The 12,224-nt window shown below is 43.6% G+C and carries 8 protein-coding genes; all 8 read left to right on the top strand.

All coding sequences use genetic code 11. The features are described from left to right. Positions 1-220: 220 nt before the first annotated feature. The 8 genes from JMX13_RS01765 to JMX13_RS01730 all read left to right on the top strand — a co-directional run bounded on the left by JMX13_RS01765 (position 221) and on the right by JMX13_RS01730 (position 12,150). On the top strand, positions 221-769 hold the full coding sequence (locus tag JMX13_RS01765) for a phosphatase PAP2 family protein (protein WP_201609150.1): 549 nt from the start codon (positions 221-223) through the stop codon (positions 767-769). A gap of 545 nt (positions 770-1,314) precedes the next feature. Next, positions 1,315-2,547 carry a glutamine-hydrolyzing carbamoyl-phosphate synthase small subunit gene (gene carA / locus JMX13_RS01760; protein WP_201609149.1) on the top strand — a complete coding sequence of 411 codons (1,233 nt, stop codon included), beginning with the start codon at positions 1,315-1,317 and terminating at the stop codon, positions 2,545-2,547. A 145-nt stretch (positions 2,548-2,692) separates the two neighbouring features. After that, positions 2,693-5,947, top strand: a complete 3,255-nt coding sequence (gene carB / locus JMX13_RS01755) for a carbamoyl-phosphate synthase large subunit (RefSeq protein ID WP_201609144.1) — start codon at positions 2,693-2,695, stop codon at positions 5,945-5,947. A 378-nt stretch (positions 5,948-6,325) separates the two neighbouring features. Further along, positions 6,326-6,802 (top strand): transcription elongation factor GreA, encoded by a 477-nt coding sequence (gene greA, locus JMX13_RS01750; protein WP_079691347.1) that lies wholly within the window; start codon positions 6,326-6,328, stop codon positions 6,800-6,802. A gap of 406 nt (positions 6,803-7,208) precedes the next feature. Further along, entirely contained in the window at positions 7,209-8,138 is a 930-nt protein-coding gene (locus JMX13_RS01745) for a hypothetical protein (RefSeq protein ID WP_201609139.1), read from the top strand. A gap of 273 nt (positions 8,139-8,411) precedes the next feature. Further along, a complete protein-coding gene (locus JMX13_RS01740; RefSeq protein ID WP_201609137.1) occupies positions 8,412-9,680 on the top strand; it encodes a putative DNA modification/repair radical SAM protein in 1,269 nt (422 codons plus the stop codon). Between the two features lie 57 nt (positions 9,681-9,737). Next, the gene (locus JMX13_RS01735; RefSeq protein WP_201609135.1) at positions 9,738-10,610 is read left to right on the top strand and encodes a TIGR03915 family putative DNA repair protein; all 873 of its coding nucleotides are present in this window, start codon (positions 9,738-9,740) and stop codon (positions 10,608-10,610) included. 160 nt (positions 10,611-10,770) lie between these two features. Then, positions 10,771-12,150 carry a glycosyltransferase gene (locus tag JMX13_RS01730; protein WP_227686169.1) on the top strand — a complete coding sequence of 460 codons (1,380 nt, stop codon included), beginning with the start codon at positions 10,771-10,773 and terminating at the stop codon, positions 12,148-12,150. Positions 12,151-12,224: the final 74 nt, after the last annotated feature.

The raw sequence follows: 12,224 nt of genomic DNA, 5'->3' as shown, positions 1-12,224 counted from the left end.
TTATACAAGTATATATATGGTAAAAAGCGTGCCACAAATAAATGTGACTTAAAGCATGATAGTTGTAAAGAAAGATAAAAACTTTATAGTATAATGCTGCCGCCAATCAATAGAGCAATGAGAATTTAGAATAAAGCCGTATGCCATTTATCCCTATAAAGTAACTATAGAATTTTATAGAGGCAATCAACGCTCACCAACCCTTTTTAGGATCGCAGTGATGATCAGCAAAAAATACGCCCCTATCATTTTATTATCGACCAGCTTGATGGCTGCCATCCCTGCCCACGCTGACAGTAGCACTACTAGTAAGGTAGGCGATGTGCTGGCCTTTGCCATTCCAGCTGCTGCTTACGGTAGCACTTATTATATGGATGATAAAGAGGGTCGTCAGCAATTTTACTATTCATTTGCGACCAACCTTGCTGCGACACAAGTGCTAAAGTCAGTGATAGATAAAGAGCGCCCCAACGGTCGTGATGAGGACTCCTTCCCTTCTGGTCATACTTCAGTGGCATTTCAGGGTGCCAGCTTTATTCATAAACGCTATGGTTTAGAATATAGCATTCCTGCTTATATTGGTGCAGGATTTGTGGCATATAGCCGCGTTGAGGCCGATGAGCATGATGTGACTGACGTTCTGGCGGGCGCTGCCTTAGGTATTGCCAGCAGTATGTATTTAACCAAAAGCTATTATGACGACCAATTGCATATCGCCACCAATTTATCACCCGACTATTATGGCTTATCGGTACATTATAATTTTTAACAGTCAGTTATTTGGCTTATTTAAAAACGTGTCTGATTTAATAAAGTGACAGCAACGCTATAGTAGAATTACTCTAAAATCGATACAGTGCGACTGGGATGAATTTTTCGTAGCCTCTGTGATAACAGCAAGCAAGGAAAATTTATACCAGTCGCACATAGCTATAACATATCGCTTTTATTTTGAACTGACTATACTGTCTCATCTGATTGGTCTTAAGACGTGTCCTTATCTTAAAATGGCGCTAAATATAGATCGAAAAATAACAGACGAGAGAAGGTGCTAGCCCTTAACGCAAAACTCTAGTATAATGCGCAAAATCTGTGCCAAAGCGAGCGGACATGATGTAAGTTACTTATTCACCCCTTAGTGAATCCTGTACCTTTTCATCGATGATGTCTTCTCGCTTTTTTGTGGAAAAAATTTGGCTTTAACACTTTTTTATCATTATTTAACAGCCGTTAGGTAGAGATTAAAACGCACTTTAGAGCAAGTTTTTAACCGTAAAACATCATGGCACTCACCAATAACAGCGGAGGCAACCCTTGAATTCATCGGCAGAAATACAAGCAATTTTGGCACTAGCAGACGGTACGATTTTTCGCGGTTTGAGCATCGGTAGTCTCGGTCATCGTGTCGGTGAGGTGGTATTTAATACGGCCATGACAGGGTACCAAGAAATCCTAACTGACCCAAGTTATGCGCGTCAGCTGGTCACGCTTACTTATCCGCACATTGGCAATACTGGTACCAACGCTGAAGATGTCGAGTCTGGTAACGGTCATCAAGTGTGGGCTGACGGTCTTATTATCCGCGATGCAACGATGGTCACTTCAAACTTCCGCAACTCTCAATCATTGAGTGATTATCTACAGAGCCATGATACGGTCGCTATTGCTGATATTGATACCCGCCAATTGACCCGCCTACTACGTGATAAAGGTGCTCAAAACGGCTGTATCATGACCGCTTCTAACGGTTCAACGATTAGCAGCGAAGATGAACAGCAAGCCATCAAACTGGCGCAAGAGTTCGCTGGTATCGAAGGGATGGACTTGGCAAAAGAATGCTGTACACCGACGACGTTTGAATGGACAGCCGGTAGCTGGGATTTATCAGACACTCTACTGAACCGCGATGTACCAGGTAGCCATGATAGCGGTACGGGTGGCTTCTTTAAGCATTTGGGTACGCATGTCGAAGCAAAATATAACGTGGTCGCCTATGACTTCGGTAGCAAAACCAATATCCTACGTATGCTTGTTGACCGCGGCTGCCATGTAACCGTCGTACCAGCGCAAACACCTATCGCAGATGTGTTAGCAATGAATCCAGACGGCATTTTCTTATCAAACGGCCCTGGCGACCCAGCTGCTTGTGACTATGCTATCGATGCGGTACGTCATATCATTGAAGAAACGGACATTCCAACTTTTGGCATCTGCCTAGGTCATCAGCTGATTGGTCTTGCCAGCGGTGCAAATACCATCAAAATGAAAACCGGTCATCATGGTGCTAACCATCCCGTACAAGATTTGGCCACGGGTACCGTTATGATTACCAGTCAAAACCATGGTTTCGCGGTTGATGAAGACACACTACCTGCCAACGTCAAACCTACTCATCGCTCATTATTCGATGGTACCAACCAAGGGATTGAGCTGACCAATAAGCCAGTCTTTAGCTTCCAAGGTCACCCAGAAGCAAGCCCTGGGCCGCACGATGCCGCGCCACTATTTGATAAATTTGCAGAGATGATGGCAGCCGCTAAAGCTTAAGTTATCGCTAATTAACTACAAGCAACATATAAGCATAAAGCTTGAAGCACAGACAGTGTTTCAAGCTACTCCAGACCAAACACGATAAGCTCTATTGAAAATACAGATTAATCAAAATATCACCCAAACGAAGGTAGCCTTAACTATGCCAAAACGTACCGACATAAAAAGTATTCTTATCATAGGCGCAGGTCCTATCGTCATCGGTCAAGCGTGTGAGTTTGACTATTCAGGTGCCCAAGCTTGTAAAGCACTAAAAGAAGAAGGCTACCGCGTCATCTTGGTCAACTCAAACCCTGCGACCATCATGACTGACCCTGCTATGGCTGATGCGACTTATATCGAGCCAATTACATGGCAAACGGTTGAGCAAATTATTGCTAAAGAACGTCCTGACGCTATCTTGCCAACCATGGGTGGACAGACGGCGCTAAACTGTGCCTTAGAACTAGATAAGCATGGCGTATTGACCAAATATAACTGCGAATTGATTGGTGCAACCAAAGACTCAATCGAGATGGCAGAAGACCGCAACTTATTTGATAAAGCAATGAAACGCATCGGCCTTGAATGCCCACGCGCTGAAACGGCTGAGACTATGGAAGAAGCCTTTGCAACCCAAGAAAAAATGGGCTATCCATGTATCATTCGTCCCTCATTTACGATGGGTGGTTCAGGCGGGGGCATCGCTTATAACCGCGACGAATTTATCGAGATTTGTGAGCGCGGCTTTGACTTGTCGCCAAACCATCAATTACTGATCGATGAATCGTTAATCGGTTGGAAAGAGTATGAGATGGAAGTGGTTCGTGACAAAAACGACAACTGTATCATCATCTGTGCGATTGAGAACTTTGACCCAATGGGCGTGCATACAGGCGACTCAATCACCGTTGCACCAGCACAAACTTTGACGGATAAAGAATATCAAATCATGCGTAATGCTTCATTGGCAGTACTGCGTGAGATTGGTGTTGAAACGGGTGGCTCAAACGTCCAGTTCGGTATCAACCCTGATACTGGTCGTATGGTCGTTATCGAGATGAACCCACGTGTATCACGCTCATCAGCATTGGCATCAAAAGCCACTGGCTTCCCGATTGCTAAAATCGCGGCCAAACTAGCGATTGGTTATACGCTAGATGAGTTGCAAAATGATATCACGGGTGGCAAAACGCCAGCGAGCTTCGAGCCTGCGCTTGATTATGTCGTCACTAAGATACCGAGATTCAACTTTGAGAAATTCCCGCAAGCCGATAATGTTTTATCAACCCAAATGAAATCGGTTGGTGAAGTGATGGCGATTGGTCGTAACTTTCAAGAATCGATGCAAAAAGCACTGCGCGGCATGGAAACCGGCAATGATGGTTTTGATGAGCAAATTGACTTATCAAAAGTGAGCATTGAAAAGGCACGTAGCGAAATTAATAATCGCTTAACTATTCCAACGCCTGAACGCATTTATTATATTGCAGATGCTTTCCGCATTGGCATGAGCGTCGATGAAGTATTTAACTTAACCAAAATCGACCCATGGTTTTTGGTACAAATTGAAGATATCGTCAAAACCGAAGCGCAAGTTAAAGCCTTAGGTTTTGGTAGTTTAACTGAAAAGAACTTACGCAGCTTTAAGCGTAAAGGCTTATCAGATTTGCGTTTGGCGAAACTGCTTGGTGTCTCACAAAAGCAGCTACGCACCAAACGTTGGGATTTAAACGTTTATCCAGTATATAAGCGCGTCGATACCTGTGCCGCAGAATTTGCCACCAGTACTGCTTATATGTACTCAACGTACGACAGCGAATGTGAAGCCAACCCAACGAATAACAAGAAAATCATGGTGATCGGCGGCGGTCCTAACCGTATCGGCCAAGGTATCGAGTTTGACTATTGCTGTGTCCACGCAGCACTTGCCATGCGCGAAGACGGCTACGAGACCATCATGGTCAACTGTAACCCTGAAACGGTTTCAACCGATTATGATACTTCTGACCGCCTCTACTTTGAGCCAATCACGCTTGAAGATGTGTTAGAGATTGTCCGTATAGAAAATCCTGATGGCGTGATTGTACAGTTTGGTGGTCAAACACCATTGAAACTGGCCCGCGCCCTTGAAGCTGCTGGCGTCAAAATCATTGGTACCAGTCCGGATGCGATTGACCGCGCTGAAGATCGCGAACGCTTCCAACATATGATTCAGCAATTGAATCTTATTCAACCAACCAATGCCCTAGCCACCAGCTTAGAAGATGGTTTGGTCAAAGCAAAAGACGTTGGTTATCCATTAGTAGTACGCCCATCTTATGTACTCGGTGGTCGCGCGATGGAGATTGTCTATAACGAAGATGAGCTCAGACATTACCTACGTACTGCCGTACAAGCCTCAAATGAAGCGCCAGTATTGCTCGATCGCTTCTTAGATGATGCCATTGAAGTCGATGTTGACTGTGTTAGCGACGGTACAGACGTCGTGATTGGCGGCATCATGCAGCATATCGAACAAGCGGGCGTACACTCTGGTGACTCAGCCTGTTCACTGCCGCCTTACTCATTATCTGATGAGCTGTGTGATGTGATGCGCGCGCAAACGGTTGCGATGGCAAAAGAGCTTGGCGTTATCGGTCTGATGAACGTCCAGTTTGCGGTAAAAGGTGAAACGGTTTATATTTTAGAAGTTAACCCACGTGCTGCGCGTACCGTGCCGTTTGTTTCTAAATGTATTGGTACTTCTTTAGCGCAAATCGCAGCTCGCTGTATGGCTGGCACGTCATTGAAAGACCAAGGCTTTACCACAGAAATTGTACCGTCATTTTTTGCCGTCAAAGAAGCGGTATTCCCATTTGCTAAATTCCCTGGTGTTGATCCAATCTTGAGCCCTGAGATGAAATCAACCGGTGAAGTCATGGGCGTTGGTAAAACCTTTGGCGAAGCATTCTACAAAGCAGTTATCGGTAGTAATGAGCGCTTGCCAGGTCTGCCAACTGAGGGCGAAACCAAAACCGTCTTTATCTCTGTACGTGATAGCGATAAAGAACAAGTTGCCCCTATCGCCCGTCAGCTAATCGACTTTGGCTTTGATATCGTTGCGACTGCTGGTACGCAAAAAGTATTGGCAGACAATGGTATTGAGTGCAAACAAATCAATAAGGTCACTGAAGGTCGTCCGCATATCGTCGATGCCTTGAAAAATGGTAAAATCGACCTTATTATCAATACCACTGAAGGCAAACAGGCACAAGAGGATTCATTCTCTATCCGCCGTAGTGCTCTACAAGGTAAAGTGTTTTATGTGACGACTTTGGGCGCAGCAGACGCGGTTTGTAAATCTTATGCCATTGACTTACCATTTGATGTGTATAAGCTACAAGATTTGCACGAACAAGCAAAGACTATCGCATAGCTCTATTGACTTGGCAGCATAATTTCAGTAGATTAAGCATAATTGCAGTGCTTGTTGAATAGCTAATGCAAAACTTGTTATCTATTTTTATATAACACTAGTGCTTTAAAAAACGTATTACTTTAAAAAAACAAATTTTTAAAAAGATAGACCTAAAAAGCATAGTGGCTAAACTGCGACTATGCTTTTTATTACGTAAGGTTAATGTGCATTATCTAGCAGTGTATATACGCTCATAGATAAGCGCGCATTTACTGATGACGCAATCTAAGTCTAAACCTCATTCTTTTTATATCTTCACATACTCATTGCAACAACACTGACACCATCTCACTAGGAGTAGGAGATGGTGTGGTGTTATTGGTTTAAGGAAAAAACATGCAACGTTATCCCATGACTCCGCAAGGACATGCGGCTCTAGAAGCCGAATTAAAGCAGTTAAAAAGTGTCGACCGTCCACGCATCACCGCTTCTATCGCTGAAGCTCGCGAACACGGCGATTTAAAAGAAAATGCTGAATATCATGCAGCCCGCGAACAACAAGGTTTTTGTGAAGCGCGTATCCGTGATATCGAAGCCAAACTTGGCGGCGCGCAAGTGATTGACCCGACGACGTTACCAAAAGATGGCCGTGTTATATTCGGTGTTAGTGTCGTTATCGAAAACATGGACACCGAAGAAGAAAAACAATACAAAATCGTTGGTGATGACGAAGCGGATTTTAAAGCCGGTAAAATCTCAGTCAACTCGCCTATCGCGCGTGGTCTGATTGGTAAATCTGAAGGCGACGAAGCTCGTATTGAAACACCAAAAGGCGTGGTCGAATACGAAATCATGAAAGTGATTTATGATTAATCTGGTTGGCTTTTATAGTGAGTAAAATAGTAGTTTTCTTAAGAAATATATAAAGCAAAGCACACAAAAAGTTATTGTTTATAGGAGAGCAGTTACACAACGCTGCTTTTCTACTCAATTCGTTTTAGCGCATAATTGTTGAGTTGAAATGGCTAAATAATTGGGCGCATGGCACATACTTAGCTATTCATTAAAGTAATGACGGATAAATTAGTAATTCGATAGTTTATGATTTTATCGTTTGATAACACGCTTCGATAGATAGCTTATATCGTTTGGCTGTTTCTGACTATTATTAGTACTGCTACCCTCGTTAATCTGCTCTATAGAGTCAATTAACGAGGGTATTTTTATCTAAGTGTTTGTCATTTTTGTTTTACTTATTATAACTTTAAAGGACTTTATTATGACTACTACTATTCATCGTTCATCAGGTAGCATTCAAAAAACAACGGCATTTACCGCAGTATCAGCACTGTTGGCAGGCGCAGTGATGTCTATCGCCACAGCCAATGCCGCGCCTGAGATAGCGGTTAGCTCGTCTGTTGGTAGCACGACGGTGGTTGAGCAGTATTCTGATGGTAAAACGGCGGTCATCACCGCAACGCCTAATAGCATTACCATGCAAGATGGCATGCCGTTTGCGGTGACACAAGTGACCAATGTTCCGCGCTATACGGTTCGCCAAGTCGCCAGTAACGGTGTTAGCAATACGGTCGTTACCCAAGGCAGTGCCACGGTTACGAGCGTGCCTGTGACAAACCAGATGACCAATCAAACCAGCAGAGTAGATGTCATAGCCGTGCCAATGACTAGCGTGACAGAAGTCTTGCCTGTGATGACAGCTACCCAATTGCCAGTCATCAATGCGCCAACGACGACCATAGTGACTAACCAACCGGCAACGACGCAAATCGTATCTACCTCTTTAGACGCTCTGCAACTGGTCCCAACGTTTAGCACCCCTGGTGTGGTCAATGCACAAACCAAAGTCATGAAAATATTAAAAAACAAAGATGGTCGCGAAGTAGCCGTACCAGCCAATCATATCGCGCCTGGCGACATCATCGAATATCACACCACTTATACCAATACCACAGCGCAGCCTGTTACTGATATCAATGCGATGGTGTCATTACCAAACGGCGTGCAACTGTTATCATTAAACAGTCCATTGCCAACGCTTGCCACCACTGGCGGCGACAGCTATCAAACTATCCAACAAGTTGGCAATACTGTAGTCATCACAGAAAACTATTCTGGACTAAAATGGAACTTGGTTGACCTTCCTGCTAACGCACCGCAAACGGTGGTTATACGTGCGAAAGTTCAATAATAGTTATCTTGTATAAAAAATATCTGCTGAATAACTACTCTAAAAGTCCTGCTAATGCAGGGCTTTTTTGTTTATAGAGAATATAAACAACTAACCTATTTTTGATAGTAACTTTTCGGCAGTAATTCTTCAGCTATAACTTCTCGATAATAAACTACTGTCACCTAACGACACTATCTGTCGTATTGTTCTTGAAATTCTCCAATACTTACAATGACTTAATGCCAATTTTGTTAAAATAGTCGTTCATTAATGCATTGGTAAATACCGCTCATGGCAACCATCAATTATGAACGACTGCAAGGCAAACTTAATATCTTAGCCGATGCTGCTAAGTATGATGTCTCTTGCTCCTCCTCCGCTGGTACACGAAAAAACCAAGGCGGTGGGCTTGGCGATGCTTCAGCAACTGGTATTTGTCACAGCTATACCGAAGACGGACGCTGCGTCAGCCTTCTTAAAATCCTCTTAACCAATCACTGTATTTACGACTGTGCTTATTGCACGTCACGCAAAAGTAATGACACCCCGCGTGCAGCTTTTAGTGTCGAAGAAGTGGTTGATTTAACCATGCAGTTTTATCGTCGCAACTATATCGAAGGGCTGTTTCTCAGCTCTGGGATTTTTAAAAGTGGCGACTATACGATGGAGCGCTTGGTCGAGGTTGCCAAGATATTGCGTACCCGTGAGCGTTTCAATGGTTATATTCATTTAAAAACTATTCCCGGCGCGTCAAAAGAATTGTTATTAGAAGCGGGGCTTTATGCCGATCGCCTTAGCGTCAATATCGAAATCCCTACTAAATCAGGCTTGGCTTTACTCGCACCAGAAAAATCTCATGAGCAATTAAAAGCACCAATGCAAACGGTGAAAGAAGAAATCATCACCATTCGTGAGAGCCGTAAAACGCATAAAAAAGCGCCGAAATTTGTGCCAGCAGGTCAGACCAGTCAAATGATTGTTGGCGCCAGTAATGAGACTGACTTGCAAGTGATTCAGCTATCGAATCATTTTTATAAGCAATATGATCTTAAGCGCGTTTACTACTCTGGCTATGTGCCGATGTTGTCTGATAGTCGCTTGCCAGCTATCGGTACGCCTGTCCCTATGATACGTGAAAATCGTCTGTATCAAGCTGATTGGCTGATGCGTTTTTATGGCTTTGGCGCGCACGAAATCGTTGAGCCAGATTCGCCATTTCTAGACTTGGATTGCGACCCGAAACTTGCTTGGGCAATCCGCCATCGCGAGCATTTTCCGGTTAATATTCAAACCGCCACTTACGAGATGATTGTGCGTATTCCCGGTATCGGCACCAAAACCGCTAAAAAGATAGTCAAGGCACGCAAGTTTAATCAATTGACGCTTTATCATTTGAAGAAAATGGGTGCGGCGGTTAATCGCGCCAAATACTTTATCGCAACGACGGGTAAAAACGAACATCTTGCCCATTTAACGCGTGACAACTTCCGTCAATACGTACTGGCACAAACGCAGACCAAATATAAAGATCAACGCAGTGGGCAGTTAGCACTGTTTTAGTCAGCATGGTTTTAATGAGTACGGTTTTAATTACCGCTATTTTAAATAGGAACATAAATGTCACAACTGATGCAAAGTCATGACTATCTTATCGGTCAATTAACGCCCAGTATTGTGCTTTATGAGCCCAGTTTTGAAGGTTGGCTCAGTGCGGTATTTTATGTCTATGCTAATAAGTTACAGGACGATGAATCCTTACAGCTAATTGCTCAAGACTGTTATACACCTTCATTGATAGCTCAGGCAGACAGCGTTACTACAGATAAAAATCATGCCGAACGCGTACTCACCAAGCTGCATAAGTTATTAGGTCGCTCAGGTATGCGCAACATTCTGTGGGGATTTTTATCAGAAAAAGACCATGTCGGCACGACTTTATTTCAGGTGGTTAAATATGCCATCGACTACCCTAGCCGTGCCATTATGGAAGATTTGGGTAATCTTAATGTTTTAGAGCTGGTGCAAACGGTCAAGTCCGTTGGTCGTGAGAAGCATCGTATGGAAGCCTTTGTACGCTTTGAGCATACGACTGACGATATTTACTTTGCCCGCGTTGAGCCTGACTTTAATGTCTTGCCATTGATTGGTGAGCACTTTCGTCAGCGTTATCAAGATCAGCATTGGGCGATTTATGATTTGACTCGTAATTATGGTATTTATTATGACAAAAGCCAAAGCACGCCCAAGCGCCCCGCTGCCCTGCAAACGATTACTGACCTTGATGATGCGGTACTGCGCAATCCTGCCAGCATTCATAGCGAAGATGAGCAGCGCTATCAGAAATTCTGGCAAGGGTACTTTACCAACGTCAATATCAAAGAGCGTAAAAACCCACGTCTGCATAAGCAGTACCTACCGCAGCGCTATTGGAAATACTTAAGTGAGAAGCAAGTACTACCAAATGCTGAACATCTACAAAAACGTCGCTAGCTTTTTAAGATTGATACTAAGTTAACTGTCATTAAATGATTGCTTTTAGCTAAAAAAAGCATGGCAAATTTGACCTTATCTTTTTATGTTGGTGGTTGAGTTTTCAGCACTTTTAACTGACAATAGCAGCTTGATATCTTATTCGGTGACCAACGCTATTATGAAAGTTATGCGCTTACTGTCGTCTTTAAAGCATGATGAATCCGAGCGCGGTATTTTTCATCTGGGACGCGCTTTGGTTAAAAACGAGCATACTTCTATCATTATCTCCAGCGCTGATGAAGAAAACGACTTGGTCAAACGCCTAAAGCGTGACGGCAATATTTACCATCAGCTTTATATGAATAAGAAATCTTGGCTGTCACTGCTACAAGTTGCGCCGCTGCGTCGCCTGATTGAAAAATATGACCCTGATGTCATTCATGTGCATTCGCGCACACCTGCATGGGTACTACATTTAGCACTGCGCCGAGCGCGCGTCAAGCGTCGACCAAAACTGGTCTCGACCATGTATGGCTTTTATCCCATTAATAAATACTCGCAAGCGCTACTCGATGTCGATACCATCATCACGGTCTCTGATAGCGTCACCAATTATCTAAAAAAAGGCCTGCGCCGTGAGGAGCTAGAACCCAAAGTCATTAAACGCATTTACCGCGGTGTCGATACCCGCCGTTATCCGTATCGGCATAACCCTTCTGTTTATTGGTTGCGGCATACGTTTGCCGAATATCCTGAGCTTGAACATAAAAAATGGCTGGTTTTTCCGACCATCATCGGCAATGAATATGGGCAAGAATGGCTGATTGATATTTTGGGTAATCTACAAGGACAATTTCCCAATATCCATGTCATTATTATGGATGAAGATTACCGCGAGGGTGATGTGGCGCATGAAGACTTCCGCCAACGTAGCAATACGCTTGGGCTTTCTGAGCATATCACCTATGTCGGTAGCAAACGTAATGACATGCGCGAATGGCTGTCAGCTGCTAATATCGTCATGGCGCTTGCCAATGAGCCTGAATCGATCGGTATCAATGCGCTACAAGCCATTCATTTAGGTACGCCAGTGATTGGCTGGGATCAAGCGGCCTTTAGCGAGATTTTACAGCCACTCTATCCGCAAGGATTGGTGAAAAAATATAATGCTAAAGCGTTATGTAAAGCGGTACGCAACCAGCTAGAGAGTGTCACGCGCCCTGAGATGACCAATAAATTCACCATGCGTGAAATGATTGACGAAACTCTCGCCGTGTATCGAGGTCTATATGACCAGTCGCTTGCAGAAGAACAAGCGCAGGCAGATGCAGCAGCAGTTAAAAGAATTAAAAAGAGTCTGAAACCGACGCTAAAACCTTTTGATAAACTCTCTGAGCGCTTGGTCACTACAGAGCCTGCAACAGCCGTTAATCTCAAAAAGAATAGAGCAATTGAGCATAATAATCGTGCTATGAAACCTGGCAATGAAGTGGTGGAAAATAAACATAGTATAATTTTAAAAGATAAAAAACTGGATACTGAAGCATTGGATAAGTAGTCTTTAGATAAAGATTCTTTGAAAAGTGACATATTGGATAATGAGCGTTTGTAAGATACTAATCTGGCCAATCA

This window comes from Psychrobacter immobilis (assembly GCF_904846285.1).
GTDB lineage: Bacteria > Pseudomonadota > Gammaproteobacteria > Pseudomonadales > Moraxellaceae > Psychrobacter > Psychrobacter immobilis_D.
The sequence above is the reverse complement of the archived record's forward strand: the minus strand, read 5'-3'. Positions and strand labels throughout refer to the sequence as shown.

Bases quoted from the DNA above. Each gene is read 5' to 3' on its own strand.
- JMX13_RS01730 (WP_227686169.1), top strand. From the start codon at position 10,771: ATGAAAGTTATGCGCTTACTGTCGTCTTTAAAGCATGATGAATCCGAG.
- greA (WP_079691347.1), top strand. From the start codon at position 6,326: ATGCAACGTTATCCCATGACTCCGCAAGGACATGCGGCTCTAGAAGCC.
- JMX13_RS01740 (WP_201609137.1), top strand. From the start codon at position 8,412: ATGGCAACCATCAATTATGAACGACTGCAAGGCAAACTTAATATCTTA.
- JMX13_RS01735 (WP_201609135.1), top strand. From the start codon at position 9,738: ATGTCACAACTGATGCAAAGTCATGACTATCTTATCGGTCAATTAACG.
- JMX13_RS01745 (WP_201609139.1), top strand. From the start codon at position 7,209: ATGACTACTACTATTCATCGTTCATCAGGTAGCATTCAAAAAACAACG.
- carB (WP_201609144.1), top strand. From the start codon at position 2,693: ATGCCAAAACGTACCGACATAAAAAGTATTCTTATCATAGGCGCAGGT.
- JMX13_RS01765 (WP_201609150.1), top strand. From the start codon at position 221: ATGATCAGCAAAAAATACGCCCCTATCATTTTATTATCGACCAGCTTG.